The sequence below is a fragment of the Agromyces sp. Root1464 genome (genome assembly GCF_001427265.1).
Classification (GTDB): Bacteria; Actinomycetota; Actinomycetes; order Actinomycetales; family Microbacteriaceae; genus Agromyces; species Agromyces fucosus.
The window spans coordinates 498,545-517,324 of record NZ_LMFU01000003.1; the positions used below are offsets into that span (position 1 = coordinate 498,545).

Genomic DNA, 18,780 nt, shown 5'->3' on the forward strand with positions numbered 1-18,780 from the left:
GGATGTCGCAGCACGAGGCCGCTCGAACACCCGACGAGTCGGGTGCCGCCGAGTCGGGCGGCGCCGAGTCGACGCGCGGAGGGGCGAACCCGCCCGCCGCGCCGTCGTCGCGCGACGAGCGGCCTCGTCCGCAGTACGGCGAGTACGCCCCCGAGGGGTGGACGTGGACGCCGCCCGTCGATGAGCGCGCGGCCGCAGCCGCCGCTGAGGCGAACGCCGCCGCAGCGGCTGCGGTGTCGCCCGCGGCACCGGCGGACGCCCAGCGGTCCGGTACCGGCCGCGCGCACCCGGTCGACCGCATGTGGACGATCGCGCTGCTCGTCATCGGCGTGTTCGGCGCGCTCTACAACAGCCTGGCGATCTTCCAGCTGCCGACGACCGCGCTCGAGTCGGCGAAGCTCTCGGCGTCGATGCTCGGCATCGATGCACCGGCCGAATTCGTTCCCGGTCCCGCCGTTCCCACGTTCGTCCTCGTCGGCATCGCCCTCCAGCTCGTGCTGTGGTTCGGGGCGCTGCTCTGGTCGCGCGCGCGGCTTCGCGCCGGTCGCCTGGCCTGGTGGATCCCGCTCGTCGCGGGCGTCGCGGCCTTCATCGTGGTGGTCGTCGTCGGCATGCTCGTGTTCGCGAGCGATCCCGGCTTCATGCAGTCCCTGACGCCCGCCCCGCAGTAGGCGCCGTCGGTCCCGACCCGGAACTCCGCACCGAACGAACGAAGTCCGCCCTCCGATCACCGGAGGGCGGACTTCTTCGTTCGACGGCGGGCCTCAGGTCGCGGCGCCCTCCGGCACCGCCTCCATGCCACCCGTCGAGGGGCCGGGGCCGCCGACGTCCTCGGGGTCCACGAGCGCCGCAGCGTCGACCGGTGCGGCGAACTGCGCCTCGTAGAGGCGCGTGTAGGCGCCGCCGGCGGCGAGCAGCTCCGCGTGGTCGCCCTGCTCGACGATGTGCCCGTCCTCCATCACCAGGATGAGGTCGGCGTCGCGGATCGTCGAGAGCCGGTGGGCGATCACGAAGCTCGTGCGGTCTTTCCGCAGCGCGTTCATCGCGTGCTGCAGCAGCAGCTCGGTGCGCGTGTCGACCGAGCTCGTCGCCTCGTCGAGGATGAGCACGGCGGGCTGGGCGAGGAACGCGCGGGCGATCGTGATGAGCTGCTTCTCACCGGCCGACAGGTTCGACGCCTCGTCGTCGAGCACGGTGTCGTAGCCGTCGGGGAGCGTTCGCACGAACCGGTCGACGTAGGTCGCGCGGGCCGCTTCGAGGATCTCGTCCTCCGAGGCATCCGGTCGCCCGTAGGCGATGTTCTCGCGGATCGTGCCCGTGAACAGCCAGGTGTCCTGCAGCACCATGCCCATGCGGCCGCGCAGCTCGTCGCGGGTCATCCGCGTGATGTCGACGCCGTCGAGGGTGATGCGGCCGGAGTCGAGCTCGTAGAAGCGCATGATGAGGTTCACGAGCGTCGTCTTGCCCGCGCCGGTCGGGCCGACGATCGCGATCGACTGCCCGGGTTCCGCGGTGAGCGAGAGGTCGGCGATGAGCGGCTTCTCGGGGTCGTAGCTGAACGCGACGTCGTCGAAGACGAGACGGCCGGATGCCGCGCCCTCCGCGCCGTCCGCATCGGCCGCGGCCTCGGGCTCGACCGGGTCGGGCACCTGCTCGTCGGCGTCGAGGAGTTCGAACACGCGCTCGGCGCTCGCGACGCCCGACTGCAGCAGGTTCGCCATCGAGCCGAGCTGGCTGAGCGGCTGCGTGAACTGCCTCGAGTACTGGATGAAGGCCTGCACGTCGCCGAGGCTGATGCCGCCCGCGGCGACCATGAGCCCGCCGACGACGGCGATCGCGACGTAGACGAGGTTGCCGACGAACATCATGGCGGGCATGATGATGCCGCTCACGAACTGCGCGCCGAAGCTCGCCTCGTAGAGCTGGTCGTTCTTGTCGTCGAAGCCGCGCTCGACCTCGCGGCGGCGGCCGAAGACGCGCACGAGGGCGTGCCCCGAGTACGCCTCCTCGATCTGCGCGTTGAGCGTGCCGGTGTGGGTCCACTGCGCGACGAAGAGCTTCTGCGAGCGCTTCGCGATGACGGTCGTGATGAGGATCGTGAGCGGGATCGTGACGAGCGCGATGGCGGCGAGGAGCGGCGAGATCACGAACATCATGACGAGCACGCCGATGACCGTCAGGAGTGACGTCAGCAACTGGCTCATCGTCTGCTGCAGCGACTGCGAGACGTTGTCGATGTCGTTCGTCACGCGAGAGAGCAGCTCGCCGCGCTGCATCTTGTCGAAGTACGACAGTGGCAGGCGGTGGAGCTTGTCCTCGACCTCCTGGCGCAGGCGGTAGACGGTGCGCTGCGTCACACCGTTCAGCACGTAGCCCTGCGCCCAGCCGAAGACCGACGCGAGCACGTAGAGCGCGAGCACCCAGAGCAGCACGGTCGCGAGCGCGCTGAAGTCGATGCCCTGCCCGGGCACGAGGCTCATCGACGACACCATGTCGGCCTGCTGGGTGTCGCCCGAGGCGCGCAATTGGTCGACGACCTGCTGCTGCGTTGCGCCCGCGGGCATCTGCGACGAGAGGAAGCCCTCGAAGATGATGTTCGTGGCCTCGCCGAGGATCTTCGGGCCGAGCACCGAGAAGACGACGCTGACGACGCCGAGCAGCACGACGGCGACCACGAGTGCGCGCTCGGGCTTGAGCCGGCGGAGCAGTCGCTTGGCCGACGGCCAGAAGTTCATCGACTTCTCGGCGGGCATGCCCATGCCGCCCATCGGGCCGCCGCCCATCGGGCCGCGGCGGGGCGGGCCGACCGGGCGCGCCGGGGCTGCGGAGGCCTCCTGGGCCACCGGGGTCTCCTGCTGGTCGGCGGGTCCTTCGGACTGTCCCTGCGACGCGCTCATGCCGCCTCCTCCACGCTCAGCTGGCTCTCGACGATCTCGGCGTACGCCTCGGAGCTCGCGAGCAGTTCTTCATGGGTGCCCTGGGCCGTGATCCGGCCGTCTTCGACGACGAGGATCTTGTCGGCCCCGACGATCGTGGCGACGCGCTGGGCGACGACGATCATCGTGGCCTCCGACACCGAGCGCGACAGCGCCGCACGGAGGCGGGCGTCGGTCGCCGTGTCGAGGGCCGAGAACGAGTCGTCGAAGAGGTAGATCGGCGGTCGTTTCGCGAGCGCCCTGGCGATCGACAGTCGTTGTCGCTGCCCGCCTGAGACGTTCGTGCCGCCCTGCGCGATCGGTGCCTCGAGCTGCCCCGGCATCGCGGCGACGAAGTCCCGCGCCTGAGCGGTCTCGAGCACGTTCCAGACCTCGGCGTCGCTCGCGTCGGGGTCGCCGTAGCGCAGCGTCGAGCCGACGGTACCGGCGAAGAGGTAGGGCTTCTGCGGCACGAGGGCGAGCTGGGCGCCGAGCACCTCGGGGTCGAGCTCGCGCACGTCGACGCCGCCGACGAGCACGGAGCCGCCGGTGGCGTCGAAGAGCCGCGCGACGAGGTTGACGATGGTCGTCTTGCCCGAGCCGGTGGCACCGATGATCGCGGTGACCTGGCCGGGCTCGGCCACGAAGTTCAGGTCGTGCAGCACGGGCTCCTCTGCGCCGGGGTAGGCGAAGTCGACGCCGCGGAACTCCACCGTGCCGGACGCCGTGAGCGCGAAGACGGGCTGCTCGGGATCGACGACGCTCGACGACGTCTCGAGCACCTCGCCGATGCGGCCGGCGGAGACCGCGGCTCGGGGCAGCAGGAACGCGATCATCGTCGCCATCATGACGGCCATCAGGATCTGGATGAGGTAGCTGAGGAAGGCGGTGAGCGAGCCGATCTGCATGGAGCCGTCTTCGACACGGTAGGCGCCGAACCAGAGCACCGCGATGCTCGACACGTTCAGCACGAGCATCACGACCGGGAAGACGAGCGCGAAGAGCCGGCCCGCCTTCAGCGCGGTGTCGGTGAGCGCGTCGTTGGCCTCGTCGAAGCGTTCGCTCTCGACGCCCTCGCGCACGAACGCGCGGATGACCCGGATGCCGGTGAGCTGCTCCCTGAGCACCCGGTTCACCGCGTCGATGCGCTTCTGCATCGACTGGAAGAGGGGCACCATGCGGCTGATGATGAGCCCGACCGAGACGAGCAGCACGGGCACGGCGACGACCATGATCCACGAGAGGGCGAGGTCTTCGCGGAGCGCCATGTAGACGCCGCCGATCGCCAGGATCGGCGCGGACACCAGGATCGTGCACGACATGAGCACGAGCATCTGCACCTGCTGCACGTCGTTCGTCGAGCGCGTGATGAGGCTCGGCGCGCCGAAGCGCGAGACCTCCTGCTCCGAGAAGTCGGCGACCTTGCGGAACACGGCCACGCGCAGGTCGCGGCCGAACGCCATCGCCGCCTTCGCGCCGAAGTAGACCGCCGCGATGGCGCACGCGACTTGGGCGAGCGTGATGGCGAGCATCACGCCGCCGGTCGAGATGATGAACGCGGTATCGCCCGTGGCGACGCCGTCGTCGATGATGTCGGCGTTCAGCGTCGGCAGGTACAGCGAGGCGATCGATTGCGCGAGCTGGAACACGATGACGCCGAGGAGCAGCGCCCAGTACGGCCGGAGATGCCGGCGCAGCAGTTTCATCAGCATGGAGTGGTTCCCATCGGGCTGGTCGAGGCGGTCTGGAGATTCGGTTCGGCGAATGCGTCGGCAGCTGCGGCAGCGGATGCTGCGGGCGCGGGTGCGCCCGTTGGTGCCGCGATGCCGTGGACGATGAGGTGCGCGAGCTCGTCGGTGTCGAGCCCGATGGTCGGGCCGAACTGCGGCATCGCCGACGAGAATGCCACGAGGCGCACGAACTTGAAGACCTGGGCGGGCGGCACGCGCAGCGCCTCGAGGTCGGGGGCGAGCAGTTCGTCGAAGATGCCCGTGATGATCTCGAGGTTCTGCGCGGGCGGTCGGGGTCGATTGCCGAGGGCTGCGAAGACGCCGAAGATGCCGCTGAAGCGGTCGAGGAACCGGGCGAGCACGAGCTCGACCTTCAGCTCGAGGGGCAGCGACGGGTCGATGCTGCGGAGCGCCGCGCGGAACGGCTCGGGGTCGAGGAAGTGCTCGACGGCGGCGTCGATGATCGCCTCCTTGTCGTCGAACACGCGGAACAGCGTGCCCTCGGCGACACCGGATGCATCGGCGATCTGCCGGGTCGTGACGTCGCGGCCGTGTGCCACGAGCAACGGCAGGGTCGCCTGCGCGATCGCCGCTCGACGCTCCTCGACCGGCATCGGCTTCGCGCGCATCGTGCGCTCGGTACTCGAGGTCATGCGGGCGATATTACGCGGAGTGAGCGCTCACTCCATCACCGCAGGCGTCAGAAATGGGCCCCACGACGCGAAGTTCGCCGACGGCGGAACGCGGTGCCGCGACATCCGCTCGCTCGCGCGTCGGAAACCGGCACCCAGCGGCCGGTCGCCGAACGACGATCAGCGCTGCGCGCGACCCCGACCGCCGAGCGCGCGCTCGTCGGTCTTGCCCTGGAGGTCTTTGCGCAGCTCCTTCGGCAGCGAGAACATCAGGTCCTCTTCAGCCGTCTTCACCTCGGCGACCGAGCCGTAGCCGGCATCGGAGAGCGCGTCGAGCAGCTCCTTCACGAGCTCTTCGGGCACGGATGCCCCGCTCGTCACGCCGACCGTCTCGACACCGTCGAGCCACTCCTGCTTGACCTCGCTCGCGTAGTCGACCCGGTAGGCGGCCTTGGCGCCGTACTCGAGCGCGACCTCGACGAGGCGCACACTGTTCGAGCTGTTGGCGGAGCCGACGACGATCACGAGGTCGGCGTCTTGCGCGACCTTCTTGATCGCGACCTGGCGGTTCTGGGTCGCGTAGCAGATGTCGTCGGAGGGCGGGTCCTGCAGGTTCGGGAACCGCTCGCGGAGTCGGCGCACGGTCTCCATGGTCTCGTCGACCGAGAGCGTGGTCTGCGAGAGCCACACGACCTTGTCGGGGTCTTGCACCACGATGTTGTCGACGTCGTCGGGGCTGTTGACGATCGTCACGTGATCGGGCGCCTCGCCCGCGGTGCCCTCGACCTCTTCGTGGCCCTCGTGGCCGATGAGCAGGATCTCGAAGTCGTCGCGCGCGAAGCGCACGGCCTCGCGGTGCACCTTGGTCACGAGCGGGCAGGTCGCGTCGATCGCGTGCAGGCCGCGGTCGGCGGCGGCGTTCACGACCGCCGGCGAGACGCCGTGCGCGCTGAAGACGATGTTGGCGCCCTCGGGCACCTCGTCGACCTCCTCGACGAAGATCGCGCCCAGCGCCTCGAGCTCGGTGACGACGTGGATGTTGTGCACGATCTGCTTGCGCACGTACACGGGGGCGCCGTAGTGCTCGAGGGCCTTCTCGACCGCGATCACGGCGCGGTCGACGCCGGCGCAGTAGCCGCGCGGGGCCGCGAGCAGCACCCGCTTCTGTCCGGGGACCGGGTTATCCTTGAGCCGGCCGCGCACGCCCGGAACTCGGGGCATGCCAAGGCCGATTCGCGGGGTTTCCGTAGTGCTCGTCACGGTCCCCATCCTACGCGGCTGACGCGGGCAGACGGCTGGGAGGCCACACATGACGGATGCACCGGCGACGCGTGAAACCCCGTGGCCGGTCGGGCTCCTCTCGGGCAAGCTCAAGCAATACATCGACCGGCTCGGCACGGTGTGGGTCGAGGGCGAGATCACCCAGTGGGGGGTCTCGGGCGGCAACGTCTACGGCAAGCTCAAAGACCTCGACGCCGAGGCGACACTCTCATTCCAGGTGTGGTCGTCGGTGCGGGCACGGTTCGACGAGCAGTTCAAGCAGGGCGACCGGGTCGTCGCGCTCGTGAAGCCCAACTGGTGGGTCAAAGGCGGTTCGCTCTCGATGCAGGTCTTCGAGCTGAAGCACGTCGGCCTCGGCGACCTGCTCGAGCGCCTCGAGCGCCTGCGCACCCAGCTCGCGGCAGAGGGACTGTTCGACGCGGCGCGCAAGCGACGGTTGCCGTTCCTGCCGGGCGTCGTCGGGCTCATCACCGGCAAAGACAGCGATGCCGAGAAGGACGTGCTGCGGAACTCTCGGCTCCGGTGGCCCGCCGTCGACTTCCGCGTCGTGCACGCCGCCGTGCAGGGCGACCGCACGGTCTCCGAGGTCGTATCGGCGATCGAGCGGCTCGACGCCGACCCCGAGGTCGAGGTCATCATCATCGCCCGCGGCGGCGGCGACTTCCAGAACCTGCTCGGGTTCAGCGACGAGCGGGTCGTGCGCGCGGCGGCCTCCGCCTCCACCCCCATCGTCTCGGCGATCGGGCACGAGGCCGACCGGCCCCTCCTCGACGAGGTCGCCGACCTGCGGGCCTCCACCCCGACCGACGCCGCGAAGCGCGTCGTGCCCGACGTCAACGAGGAGCTCGTACGGGTCGAGCAGGCCCGCGCCCGGCTCGGCATGCGGCTGCAGGCGATCCTCCACCGCGAGATCGACCGCATCGGTCACCTGCGCTCCCGCCCGGCGCTCGCCGAGACCTCGTGGATCGTCGACCGCCGCGCAGAGGACCTGACCCGGTGGGTCGCGCGCGGCGCCGAACTCGTCGAGCGCACGATCGACCGGCAGACGCACCGGGTCGCCGAGCTGCGCGGGCACCTGCGGGCGCTCTCGCCGCAGGCGACCCTCGACCGCGGCTATGCGATCGTGCAGCGCGCCGACGGCCATGTCGTGCGCGGCCCGGCCGGGGCACCCGACGGCGCCGAGCTCACGGTCACGCTGGCCGAGGGGGCCTTCGCGGCCGTCTCCCGCGGAGCGGTGGCCTCGGTGTACGACCTCGCTGAATAACGCTCACGAACACGCCGAATAGAATGGACGCCATGCCCTCCCCCACCGATGTCTCCGAGCTGAGCTACGAGCAGGCGCGCGACGAACTCGTGCAGGTCGTCGGCGAGCTCGAGCAGGGTTCCGCGACGCTCGAGCAGTCGCTCGCCCTCTGGGAGCGCGGCGAGGCCCTCGCGGCCCGCTGCGAGGAGTGGCTCATCGGTGCGAAGGCCCGTCTCGAGGCGGCGCGCGCCGGCTCATCCCGCGCGGCGTCCGACGACAGCGGCGACCGCTGATGGCGGAGCGCGCACCCAGGGTCGTCGCCGAGCTCGGCCGACCCGAGACCCCCGAAGAGACGGCGGCCCGCAAGGCCGAGAACTCGCTGAAGCACCGCCAGCGCCAGACGCTGCGCAACCTCCTGCTCGCGCTCGGCGCGAGCCTCGCCATCATGCTCGTCATCGTGCTGCTCGTGCCGCGCAGCGACACCCCCATCGAGCGAGACATCGACGTGGCATCCCTCGCCGAGCAGGCGCAGGCCACGAGCTCCGACCCGCTCGCGGTCCCCGAGCTGCCCGAGGGCTGGCGCGCCAACGCCGCCGAGCTCCGCGTCAGCCAGGCCGACGACGTGACCGCGTGGTACGTGGGTTACCTCACTCCGAGCGACGAGTTCATCGGGCTCTACCAGGGTCTCGACGCGAACCCCACCTGGGTCGCCGGCCTCCTCGCCCGCACGCTCGCCGTGGGCACCACCACGGTCGACGGCGTCGAGTGGACGGTCTACGACAACCGCGACTCCCCCGAAGACGTCGGCAACGCCCGCTACGGCCTCACCACCGAAGCGGGCGGCAGCACCTTCGTGCTGCTCGGCACCGCGACTCCCGAAGAATTCGAGACCCTCGCGTCGGCGCTCACGCCGACGATCGAGGCACAGGACTGAAAGGGCACCACGTGACCACGCAGCCGAAAGAACGTCCGCAGACTCCGGCTGAGACGTGGCGCGAGCTGCGCAGCGGCAACGCCCGCTTCGTGGCCGGCAAGCCGCTCCACCCCCGTCAAGACGTCGACCGCCGTGCGTCGCTCGCGCACTCGCAGCGCCCGCTCGTCGCGATCTTCGGATGCAGCGACTCGCGTCTCGCCGCCGAGATCATCTTCGACGTCGGGCTCGGCGACGCGTTCGTGGTGCGCAACGCCGGCCAGGTCGTGACGCCGTCGTCGCTCGGCTCGCTCGAGTACGCCGTCGGCCTGCTGAACGTGCCGCTCGTCATCGTGCTGGCGCACGACGAGTGCGGTGCCGTGCGCGCCGCCATCGACTCCGAGGCCGCCGACGCCGCACCGCTGCCCGTGCACATCGCCGGCCTGGTCGAGAAGATCGTGCCCGCCGTGCGCAAGGTCGCGGGCGGCGCCGAAGACGCGCCGGTGGACCCCGCCCACGTCGACACCGGCTTCGTCGGCCGCGAGCACCTGCGCAACACCGTGACCGAACTCGTGGCCGCGTCCGAGATGATCAGCGACGCGATCGCAGCGGGTACGCTGGCTATCGTCGGAGCGAACTACCGACTCTTCGAGGGTCGTGTCGAGACCGACATCGTCGTCGGTTCGGTCTGACTGGCGCGGGCCCACGACTCGAGCCGACTGAACCAGCGGCAAGGCCGGGACATCCGGCACCGCACATCGAAGGGAATCACACCGTGGTGGACAACGCCGCCGACTATCGCATCGAGCACGACACGATGGGCGAGGTGCGGGTCCCCGCATCGGCGCTCTACCGGGCGCAGACCCAGCGCGCCGTCGAGAACTTCCCGATCTCCGGCGCCGGTCTCGAGCCGCAGCAGATCCAGGCGCTGGCACGCATCAAGAAGGCGGCCGCGCAGGCGAACGCCCAGCTCGGAGTGCTCGACCCCGCCATCGCGAAGGCGATCGAAGACGCCGCAGACGAGGTCATCTCGGGCGTGCACGGCTTCACCGAGCACTTCCCGGTCGACGTCTACCAGACGGGCTCGGGCACCTCCTCGAACATGAACATGAACGAGGTGCTCGCCACCATCGCGACGGGCAAGCTCGGCAGCCCCGTGCACCCCAACGACCACGTGAACGCTTCGCAGTCGTCGAACGACGTCTTCCCGACCTCGGTGCACATCGCCGTCACGGCGGCGCTCATCGACGAGCTCATCCCGTCGCTCGACCACCTCGCCGTCGCCCTCGAGGCGAAGGCCGTCGAGTGGGCCGGCGTCGTCAAGGCCGGCCGCACCCACCTGATGGACGCGACCCCCGTCACGCTCGGCCAGGAGTTCGGCGGCTACGCCCGCCAGATCCGCCTCGGCATCGAGCGCGTGCGCACGGCGCTCCCCCGCGTGGCAGAGGTCCCGCTCGGCGGCACCGCCGTCGGCACCGGCATCAACACGCCGGCCGGGTTCCCGCAGCTCGTCATCTCGCTCCTGCAGGCCGAGACCGAACTGCCGGTCACCGAGGCCGCCGACCACTTCGAGGCGCAGGCCAACCGCGACGGACTCGTCGACGCCTCGGGCGCACTGCGCACGATCGCCGTGAGCCTCACGAAGATCTCGAACGACCTCCGCTGGATGGGCTCCGGCCCGAACACGGGTCTCGGCGAGCTCCGCATCCCCGACCTGCAGCCGGGCTCCTCGATCATGCCGGGCAAGGTGAACCCCGTCGTTCCCGAAGCCGTGCTGATGGTCTGCGCGCGGGTCATCGGCAACGATGCCACGATCGCGTGGGCCGGTGCATCCGGTGCCTTCGAGCTCAACGTGCAGATCCCGGTCATGGGCACCGCACTCCTCGAGTCGATCCGCCTCCTCTCGAACTCGGTGCGGGTGCTGGCCGACAAGACGATCGACGGCCTCGAGGCCGACGTCGAGCGGGCCACCGCCCTCGCGGGCATGTCGCCTTCGATCGTGACCCCGCTCAACAAGCTCATCGGCTACGAGGCCGCCGCGAAGATCGCGAAGCACTCGGTCGCCAAGGGCATCACGGTGCGCGAGGCCGTCATCGACCTCGGCTACGTCGAGCGCGGCGACCTCACGGTCGAGCAGCTCGACACGGCCCTCGACCTGCTGTCGATGACGCGTCCGCCGCAGGCGAAGTAGTCGCTCGGCACCTGTGCCGAACCGAAGCGCCCCTCCGATCCGGTGGGGCGCTTCGTCGTCGACGGGTCGACGACGTCAGGCGGATGTCGCGTGCACGCCGTGGCCCGCGACGAAGGCGAGGATGTCGGCGGCCGCCTCGGCGAGCGTGCGGAAATGCCGATGGGCACCCGCGACGGGCACCTCGCCGTTGACGCCCCAGGTCGTCATGCCGGCGGCGAGACCGGCGGCCACGCCCGCGGGGGCGTCCTCGATCACGAGGCAGTCGCGAGGATCGACTCCGAGACGCCGCGCCGCGAGCAGGTAGGGGTCGGGGGCCGGCTTGCCTGCGCGGGTCGCGAGGTTGTCGATGATGACCTCGGGCAACGGCAGTCCGAGCCGTCTGAACCGCGCCGTCACCCGCCGTTCGGCGTTCGAGGTCACGAGGGCCCAGGTCTGCGGCTCGAGCGACGAGAGGAGCAGCGCAGCTCCGTCAATCGCATGCAGCGGCCCATGCTCGGCCTCCGCATCTTCGAGTCGATCGAACGCGGCGACGAGCGGAGACGGATCGCGCCCCGGCAGCAGCTCGGCGACAGTCTCGACCGGCCGCGTGCGCAACGCCGTCTCGTACACGACCGACGGGTCGAGGTCGAACCGCTCGGCCCACTCGTGCCAAACCCGTCGCTGGCCCGCCATCGCATCGATCAGCGTGCCGTCGACATCGAAGAGCACCGCCCGATTCACCCGCATGATCCGATCATCGCAGGCGCGCGGCCTTCTCAGGCGCGGAGCCTCAGCCGGTCGCGGACGGTGCTGCGGCGACGGATGCCGGCGGCAGCACACGGAGTGCGACGATGACGCCCGCGACCGTCGCCGCCGCGGTGAGCAGCAATCCGCTGAGCGCGCTGTCGCCGCCGCTCACGGCGAACGCGTCGGCGACGGACATCCCCATCGAGAAGCCGGCGACCCACTGCGTGAACCCGATGCCGATGAGGGCCACGAGCGCGGCACGAGCGACGCGACGCGCGTCGAGGCGACGGAGCGGGCCGCGGTTTCCGAAGATCGCCGTCGCGAGGAACAGCAGGCCGAGCGGCACCCACGTGGCGCCCCAGACGACCGCCCAAATGACAGCGTCCCCGGCCGGTTCGCTTCGCGCGGCCATCTGCGCGTAGATCTCCGGGACGGTGAGGCCCGGCACCTTCGCCGACGGGTTCCAGACCAGGATGTGGGCGACGGCGAGCGCGGCACCGCCGAGCACGACGAGCGCGCCGACGAGGGCCGTCACGCGGGTGCCGAGACGCGCGGGCAGGCCCGGCCAGGTGCGGCGCCGCTCGGGATCGGCGTCGGCGGGGAGTCCCCATGCGAACACGAAGGTCGCGACGCCGGCGAACATGCCGCCGAGCATCATCATCGGCATCACCGCAACGGCCACCACCGCGAGCGCGGGCACGGCAACGACGGCGACGCAGAGTGTCCCGCCCCAGCGGAGAGCTGGTCCGCTTGCTGCCAGCAGTCCGTGCGTCGCCGCTGCGAGCCAGATCAGACCGACGCACCCGACCAGCGCCACGACCACGAGGTCGACGGCAGGCGTGCCTCCGATCGGGCCACCGGCGAGGAACGGCCTCGTGAACAGGCTGCCGAGCGCCAATGCCGTTGCGGCCGCGATCCAGGCGACCGACCAGCGCAGCCGCCGACCGGCCAGGGCACTCGGCGTCAGCCCGAACGCCTTCGCCGATCGCGGGGTGCGCAGCACGACGCCGAATGCGCCCGAGACCAGTTGCGTGCTCGAGATGCCCGCCGCCGGTGCGTCGCGCAGGTCGGCCGACCATTCCTCTCGGTAGCGCTCGCGTCGGCCGTCGGGCAGCAGCCTCGCTGCCACGGCGAGCGCGCCTCGCGCGACCCGCCCGCTCATGCGGAACCGCCCGCGACGAGGGACGTGCTCGTCGTCGCGATCGATCCAGCAGGACGAGTCGCTCGGCGCGCCGACCGCACGGCGATCGCCTGCCTCGCCGCAGCGACCCCGTCCTCGTTCATCGCGTAGTACCGGCGACGCGGCCCGGGGCGCGAGGCGTCCTGCTCCCACTCGCTCTCGAGCCAACCCGCCCGCTCGAGCCGTTCGAGGATCGGGTAGACGCTGCCCGCAGGTCGCCCCGAGGCCGTGACGAGGGCGAGCCCCCAGGTCGGGCCTGGAGCGTCGAGCAGCGCCCGCAGCACGTCGACCGTGGCATCCGTGATGCGACTGAGTGATTCCATGTCCGAACTCTAGCTATATAGAGATAGCGGGCGCAATCCACTTCGACTGCGGGCGTAGCGTGGAGCCATGGATCATGGAGGCATCCCCGTCACGACCGCCGCCGAGCTCGAGGAGATCATCGGCCGACCGTTGCCCGCTGCTCGCGACAAGTCGCGCGCCCGGCTGCACGACCTCGATCGGCAGTGGCTCGCGGCATCCCCGCTCTGCTTCGTCTCGACGGCGGATGCCGCCGGCAACGCCGACGTCTCTCCCAAGGGCGACCCCGCCGGTTTCGCGATCGTGCTCGACGAGACGACGATCGCGATCCCCGAACGTCCGGGCAACCGACGGGCCGACGGCTTCCACAACGTGCTCGAGAACCCGAACGTCGGGCTGCTGTTCGTCATCCCCGGTCGCGGCGACACCCTTCGCATCAACGGCCGGGGCCGTCTCCTGCGGGATGCGCCCTACGCCGATCGCATGCAGGTGCGGGGGCACGAACCGGAGATCGTCCTCGAGGTCGCGATCGACGAGGTCTTCTCGCACTGCTCGAAGGCGTTCCTGCGGTCGCAGATGTGGAAGCCCGAGTCCTGGAACCCGGGGGCTGCACCTCGTCGCGCGGTCATCGCGCAGACCCTCGAGCGCCCGAACGAGTCGATCGAAGCGCTCGACGCGTACTACGGGCGCACCTACGACGCGAAGCTGTACGGGTAGCCTCGAGCCGCTCCACGGACCGGGAGCGGCTCGAGGACGTACGGTTACGCCAGTTCGTGCCCGTCGAGCATCTCGGCCACGAGGGCGGCGATCGCCGAGCGCTCCGAGCGGGTGAGCGTGATGTGGGCGAAGAGCGGATGTCCCTTCAGCGTCTCGATCACGCTCGCGACGCCGTCGTGGCGGCCGACCCGCAGGTTGTCGCGCTGGGCGACGTCGTGGGTGAGCACCACCCGAGAGTTCTGGCCGATGCGGGAGAGCACGGTCAGCAGCACGTTGCGCTCGAGTGACTGCGCCTCGTCGACGATCACGAACGCGTCGTGCAGCGAACGCCCGCGGATGTGCGTGAGCGGCAGCACCTCGAGGATGCCGCGTTCGACGACCTCTTCGAGCACGTTGTCGGAGACCACCGAGCCGAGCGTGTCGAACACGGCCTGGCCCCAGGGGTTCATCTTCTCGCCCTGGTCGCCCGGCAGGTAGCCGAGCTCCTGGCCGCCCACGGCGTACAGCGGACGGAACACCATGATCTTCTTGTGCTGCTGCCGTTCGAGCACCGCCTCGAGGCCGGCGCAGAGGGCGAGCGCCGACTTGCCGGTGCCGGCGCGGCCGCCGAGCGAGAGGATGCCGATCTCGGGATCGAGCAGCAGGTCGATCGCGAGCCGCTGCTCGGCCGAGCGCCCGTGCAGGCCGAAGACCTCGCGGTCGCCGCGCACGAGCCGCACCTCGCGCTCGCCCACGACGCGGCCGAGCGCCGAGCCACGGTCGGAGTGGATGACGAGGCCGGTGTTGATCGGCTGCTCGAGGTCGGCGCCGACCGTCAGGTGTTCGTGCTCGTAGAGCTTCGCCATGTCGTTGGAGCCGAGGTCGAGCTCGGCCATGCCGTTCCAGCCCGAGTCGATCGCGAGCTCGTGCCGGTACTCCGCAGCGTCGAGGCCGATCGAGGCGGCTTTCACGCGCAGCGGCAGGTCCTTCGAGACGACGGTGACGGCGAGGCCCTCATTGGCGAGGTTCAGCGCGCACGCGAGGATGCGCGAGTCGTTGTCGGAGAGCCGCAGCCCCGAGGGCAGCACGCTCTGGTCGCTGTGGTTCAGCTCGACGCGAAGCGACCCCCCGTCGCCGACGGTGATCGGGAAGTCGAGTCGCTCGTGCTCGACGCGCAGCTCGTCGAGGATGCGCAGCGCCTGACGGGCGAAGTAGCCGATCTCGGGGTCGTTCCGCTTGGCCTCGAGCTCCGTGATCACGACGACGGGCAGCACGACCGCGTGCTCGTCGAAGCGGAACAGGGCCTTCGGATCGGAGAGCAGCACCGAGGTGTCGAGCACGTACGTGCGCTCAGCCTGTCGTGTCGCGGCGACCGCCGAGACGTCCTGTGCTGCATCGGTCGAGTTGGAGGTAGAGAGTGACACGCCAGCTCCCGCCCCGAGCTTCAGCTCGGCATTCCGCGTCGGCGGTGATCCTCCCACGAGCGGTTCACGAGCCGACTCGAACAGGTGATTTACCTGTTGAGGTGAACCTACGTCCGTCTCGCCGGAACCCCGGAAGCGACACGCGGCAGGTCATCTCACGTTCACATTCCGCCGTGCGCGCATGTCGAAACCCCGCGTTCCTGGAAGCCGTTTCGACAGGCTCCACCCGCAGAGGCGTCAGTAGCTCGCCGCGGTGCCGTACGAGACGAACGCCGCGCGCAGCATGTCGAGCGTCTCGCCCGACGTGGCGGCGTGGACCGACAGGCGGATCCTCCCCTGCCGCATGGTCGCCGTCACGCCGTGGTTGTGCAGCGACGCGGTGAGCAGGGTCACCTGCTCGGTCGGCGGCTCGAGCACCACGATGCCGGCGCGCTCGCGCTCGTCGCGCGAGGAGACGACCGCGATCGCGAACTCGTCGGCGAGCTCGATGGTCTGGCTGACCCGCTCGGCCATCGCGGCGTTGATCGCGCCGACGCCGACCCCGGCGATCTCCTCGAGGCTCGCTGCGAACCTGGCCTCGGCGAGCGGGTCGGGGTTCGACACGCGGTAGGCGCGTGCACCGGATGCCGGCGGCGGCACCTCGCCCCAGGGCTCCTCCTCTTCGGTGCCGGTGAAGCCGGAGAACACGGGGGTCAACTGGTCGAGGGCCCGCGGCGACAGGGCCATGAACCCCGTGCCCCAGCCGGCGCGGCACCACTTCTGCCCGCCGGTCAGCACGACGTCGGCGACTTCCCAGGGGGCGTCGACGACGCCGAAGCCCTGGATCGCGTCGACGATCAGCAGCCGATCGCCGATGACCTGGCGGATGCCCTCGATGTCGCAGAGGTAGCCCGAGCGCGAGTCGACGAGGCTCACCGCGACGGCGGCGACGTTCGACTCGAGCTGTTCGCGGATCTGGCCGGGGGTCACCTTGCCGTGGTCGGTCTCGAGCCACACGGGCTGCACGGTGTGCAGCGCCTCCTGGGCGCGCACCGCGGCGATGGGCAGGCTCGGGAACTCGTCGGCCGAGAGCAGCACCCCGCCGGTGAGGCCGAACATCGCGTGCATGATGCCGGTCGTCGTGTTGGGCTGGAAGACGATCTGATCGGCCGGGAACCCGGTGACCGCCGATGCCGCCGCGCGCACCCGGCCGTCTTGCTCGCGGATCTCGTCGAGGCTGCCGTGGCGGGCGCGCTGCAGCACCTGGGTGAAGACGAGCGACTCCTCGGCTGCGGCAGTCGAGAGCGGCCCGACCCGGCCGTAGTCGAGATATCCGGGTTCCTGGGTGAATCCGGCCGTGAAATCGTCGATGGTCACGTGGTGGTGCCCCCTTCATCGAGGCGGAGTTGATCGGCGCGCATAGTCTCGCAGACGAGGGTGTCGCGAGTCATCCGCCGAATCGGCGATGACGCTTCGTGTAGTCGCGGAGCGCCCGAAGGAAGTCGACCTTTCGGAGGTCGGGGCCGAGTGCCTCGACGAAGTAGAACTCGCTGTGGGCCGACTGCCAGAGCATGAAGTCGCTGAGCCGCTGCTCGCCCGAGGTGCGGATGACGAGGTCGGGATCGGGCTGGCCGCCGGTGTAGAGGTGCTGACCGATGAGGTCGGGCGTCAGCCGCTCGGCCAGGTCGTCGAGGCTCCGCCCCTCGGCGTGATGCTCGGCGACGATCGAGCGCATCGCGTCGGTGATCTCCTTACGGCCGCCGTAGCCGACGGCCAGGTTGACGTGCAGTCCGTGCTTGTCGGCGGTGCGGTGCTCTGCGGCGTCGAGGGCAGCGACGAGGGGCACGGGGAGCCCGGCATCCGACCCGACGTGCTGCACGCGCCAGTCGCGGTAGTGCGAGAGCTCCTCGGCGAGCTCCGCGATGATCTCGATGAGGTCCGCGAGCTCGGCGGAGGGGCGGTTGCCGAGGTTGTCGCTCGAGAGCAGGTAGAGGGTGACCGTCTTGATGCCGGCGTCGTCGCACCATTCGAGGAACTCGCGCATCTTCGCCGCTCCGGCGCGATGGCCGTGGGCCGCGGTGTCGTAGCCGAGCTGCTTCGCCCAGCGGCGGTTGCCGTCGATGATCATCGCGACATGGCGCGGCATGGCCTCGGGGTCGAGTCCGCGCCGGAGCCGGTTCTGATAGAGGCGGTAGAGGATGCCGCGACCGAGGGGCTGATCGCTCGTCTGCACGGGACTACGCTACCCCTCCGCGGCATCCGACACTCACAGGCGGTCGTGACCGGCGAGGTCCTACGCTGTGTGCATGACCTCGAAGCGCCGGCGCGCATCGCACGATGCCGTGGATGAACTCTCCCGCCCCGTCGCGCCCGACGACCCCCAAGACGTGGCCGTCTCGCGGGGCGAGCACGGCCCCGATCTGCCCAACATCCCCCTGCTCGACGACTCGCTCGCGCATCCCGAAGAGGTCAAGCCCACGTGGCGCGGCTGGATCCACGCCGGCACCTTCCCCGTCACGATCGTCGCGGGCATCGTGCTCATCGCACTCGCCGAGGGCGCCCCGGCGAAGTGGGCCTCTGCGGTCTTCGTGCTCTCCTCGATGCTGCTCTTCGGCAACTCGGCGCTGTACCACCGCTTCAACTGGAACCCCAAGACGAAGCTCCTGCTGAAGCGCATCGACCACGCCAACATCTTCCTGCTGATCGCGGGCACCTACACGCCGCTCGCGGTGCTCGCACTGCCGCCCGACAAGGGCTGGCTGCTCCTCGGCGTCGTCTGGGCCGGGGCGCTCGCGGGCATCGGCTTCCGCGTGTTCTGGATCGGCGCGCCCCGATGGCTCTACGTGGCGCTCTACCTGCTGCTCGGGTGGGCGGCCGTGATGTACCTCGGCGACCTGCTCGCCGCGAACGCCGCGATGATGGTGCTCGTGATCGTCGGCGGCCTGCTCTACACGGGCGGGGCCATCGTCTACGGGCTGAAGAAGCCGAACCCGTGGCCGGGCGTCTTCGGGTTCCACGAGATCTTCCACGCGTGCACGGTGCTCGCGTTCATGTGCCACTGGACGGCGACGCTGCTCATCGCGATCGCCCCCGTCTACCACGTCGGCTGACGCCGCGGTCGACGCAGGTCGAGGTACGAGCGAAGCGAGCGTATCGAGACCCGTTCAGCGAGCGTTTCGAGACCCGTTCAGCGAGCGGATGCCTCGTCGGGCCCGTCGTCGGTCGAACCGGGTTCGGCGGGGGGCAGGGTGCCGGAGGCATCCGTCACCTGGCCGTCGGCCTCGGCGATCTCGGCGTCGCGCGCCTCGGCCTCGAGCTGCTCGCGCACCTCGATGCGGTAGTTCGTGCGGCGGATGCGGCGCACCATGTCGAGCACGAGCAGCACCACCACGACCATGATGAGGAACGTGATCACGAAGCCCCAGATGCCGGGCGTCACGGTGTTCGGGTCGAACTCCTCGTCTTCGGCCAGGACGATCAGGGCTGGGACGACGAGCATCGGACTCTCTTTCACGCGTGCGGTGATCCACGCTTGCACTGTCGAGCATCGGCCTGCGCCGGGCGCGTTAGGCT

The 18,780-nt window shown here is 70.3% G+C and carries 19 protein-coding genes; 8 read left to right on the forward strand and 11 right to left on the reverse strand.

All coding sequences use genetic code 11. The annotated features are described in order from the left end of the window. Positions 1-2: 2 nt before the first annotated feature. Positions 3-671, forward strand: coding sequence for a DUF6264 family protein (locus tag ASD23_RS17880; protein WP_056014643.1), 669 nt, complete (start codon positions 3-5; stop codon positions 669-671). A 93-nt stretch (positions 672-764) separates the two neighbouring features. On the opposite strand, the gene ASD23_RS17885 is transcribed toward ASD23_RS17880, so the two are convergent. The 4 genes from ASD23_RS17885 to ASD23_RS17900 form a co-directional block, all read right to left on the reverse strand. Beyond that, complete coding sequence (locus ASD23_RS17885) at positions 765-2,783, reverse strand: ABC transporter ATP-binding protein (protein ID WP_235507819.1); 2,019 nt, start codon at positions 2,781-2,783, stop codon at positions 765-767. A gap of 110 nt (positions 2,784-2,893) precedes the next feature. Continuing rightward, positions 2,894-4,627: an ABC transporter ATP-binding protein gene (locus ASD23_RS17890; RefSeq protein ID WP_056014648.1), complete on the reverse strand. Its 1,734-nt coding sequence runs from the start codon at positions 4,625-4,627 to the stop codon at positions 2,894-2,896. Beyond that, positions 4,621-5,298, reverse strand: a complete 678-nt coding sequence (locus ASD23_RS17895; protein WP_056014651.1) for a TetR/AcrR family transcriptional regulator — start codon at positions 5,296-5,298, stop codon at positions 4,621-4,623. The genes ASD23_RS17890 and ASD23_RS17895 overlap by 7 nt, the downstream gene beginning before the upstream one ends. 159 nt (positions 5,299-5,457) lie before the next feature. Further along, positions 5,458-6,498 (reverse strand): 4-hydroxy-3-methylbut-2-enyl diphosphate reductase, encoded by a 1,041-nt coding sequence (locus ASD23_RS17900; RefSeq protein ID WP_056014654.1) that lies wholly within the window; start codon positions 6,496-6,498, stop codon positions 5,458-5,460. A gap of 88 nt (positions 6,499-6,586) precedes the next feature. On the opposite strand from ASD23_RS17900, the gene xseA reads away from it, so the two are divergent. The 5 genes from xseA to ASD23_RS17925 all read left to right on the forward strand — a co-directional run bounded on the left by xseA (position 6,587) and on the right by ASD23_RS17925 (position 10,902). Next, complete coding sequence (gene xseA, locus ASD23_RS17905; RefSeq protein ID WP_056014656.1) at positions 6,587-7,822, forward strand: exodeoxyribonuclease VII large subunit; 1,236 nt, start codon at positions 6,587-6,589, stop codon at positions 7,820-7,822. A 23-nt stretch (positions 7,823-7,845) separates the two neighbouring features. Continuing rightward, positions 7,846-8,094, forward strand: coding sequence for an exodeoxyribonuclease VII small subunit (locus ASD23_RS17910; protein WP_056014659.1), 249 nt, complete (start codon positions 7,846-7,848; stop codon positions 8,092-8,094). Further along, the gene (locus ASD23_RS17915; protein ID WP_056014663.1) at positions 8,094-8,735 is read left to right on the forward strand and encodes a DUF4245 domain-containing protein; all 642 of its coding nucleotides are present in this window, start codon (positions 8,094-8,096) and stop codon (positions 8,733-8,735) included. The genes ASD23_RS17910 and ASD23_RS17915 overlap by 1 nt, the downstream gene beginning before the upstream one ends. Positions 8,736-8,746: 11 nt before the next feature. Then, positions 8,747-9,403, forward strand: a complete 657-nt coding sequence (locus ASD23_RS17920; protein WP_056014666.1) for a carbonic anhydrase — start codon at positions 8,747-8,749, stop codon at positions 9,401-9,403. 83 nt (positions 9,404-9,486) lie between these two features. Continuing rightward, positions 9,487-10,902 carry a class II fumarate hydratase gene (locus tag ASD23_RS17925; RefSeq protein WP_442854329.1) on the forward strand — a complete coding sequence of 472 codons (1,416 nt, stop codon included), beginning with the start codon at positions 9,487-9,489 and terminating at the stop codon, positions 10,900-10,902. A gap of 75 nt (positions 10,903-10,977) precedes the next feature. Here the strand turns inward: ASD23_RS17925 and ASD23_RS17930 are convergent, their stop codons facing one another. From ASD23_RS17930 to ASD23_RS17940, 3 genes are read right to left on the reverse strand one after another with little or no spacing between them, the layout of a single operon-like run. Further along, positions 10,978-11,628, reverse strand: a complete 651-nt coding sequence (locus tag ASD23_RS17930; RefSeq protein ID WP_056014672.1) for an HAD family hydrolase — start codon at positions 11,626-11,628, stop codon at positions 10,978-10,980. Positions 11,629-11,671: 43 nt separating this feature from the next. Beyond that, the gene (locus ASD23_RS17935) at positions 11,672-12,757 is read right to left on the reverse strand and encodes a hypothetical protein (RefSeq protein ID WP_157377157.1); all 1,086 of its coding nucleotides are present in this window, start codon (positions 12,755-12,757) and stop codon (positions 11,672-11,674) included. Positions 12,758-12,786: 29 nt separating this feature from the next. After that, positions 12,787-13,131, reverse strand: a complete 345-nt coding sequence (locus ASD23_RS17940; RefSeq protein ID WP_056014678.1) for a PadR family transcriptional regulator — start codon at positions 13,129-13,131, stop codon at positions 12,787-12,789. A gap of 67 nt (positions 13,132-13,198) precedes the next feature. Between ASD23_RS17940 and ASD23_RS17945 the strand changes: the two genes are divergently transcribed. After that, positions 13,199-13,825 carry an MSMEG_1061 family FMN-dependent PPOX-type flavoprotein gene (locus ASD23_RS17945; RefSeq protein ID WP_056014681.1) on the forward strand — a complete coding sequence of 209 codons (627 nt, stop codon included), beginning with the start codon at positions 13,199-13,201 and terminating at the stop codon, positions 13,823-13,825. A gap of 44 nt (positions 13,826-13,869) precedes the next feature. On the opposite strand, the gene ASD23_RS17950 is transcribed toward ASD23_RS17945, so the two are convergent. From ASD23_RS17950 to ASD23_RS17960, 3 genes are all read right to left on the reverse strand, one after another. After that, on the reverse strand, positions 13,870-15,228 hold the full coding sequence (locus ASD23_RS17950) for a PhoH family protein (protein WP_056014684.1): 1,359 nt from the start codon (positions 15,226-15,228) through the stop codon (positions 13,870-13,872). Positions 15,229-15,465: 237 nt separating this feature from the next. Beyond that, positions 15,466-16,584, reverse strand: a complete 1,119-nt coding sequence (locus tag ASD23_RS17955) for an aminotransferase class V-fold PLP-dependent enzyme (protein WP_056014687.1) — start codon at positions 16,582-16,584, stop codon at positions 15,466-15,468. Between the two features lie 70 nt (positions 16,585-16,654). Next, positions 16,655-17,440, reverse strand: coding sequence for an isoprenyl transferase (locus tag ASD23_RS17960; protein WP_056014690.1), 786 nt, complete (start codon positions 17,438-17,440; stop codon positions 16,655-16,657). 73 nt (positions 17,441-17,513) lie between these two features. Between ASD23_RS17960 and trhA the strand changes: the two genes are divergently transcribed. Continuing rightward, positions 17,514-18,317 (forward strand): PAQR family membrane homeostasis protein TrhA, encoded by an 804-nt coding sequence (gene trhA / locus ASD23_RS17965; RefSeq protein WP_082571639.1) that lies wholly within the window; start codon positions 17,514-17,516, stop codon positions 18,315-18,317. Positions 18,318-18,394: 77 nt separating this feature from the next. On the opposite strand, the gene ASD23_RS17970 is transcribed toward trhA, so the two are convergent. Then, positions 18,395-18,706 (reverse strand): hypothetical protein, encoded by a 312-nt coding sequence (locus tag ASD23_RS17970; RefSeq protein ID WP_129232430.1) that lies wholly within the window; start codon positions 18,704-18,706, stop codon positions 18,395-18,397. Positions 18,707-18,780 lie beyond the last annotated feature (74 nt).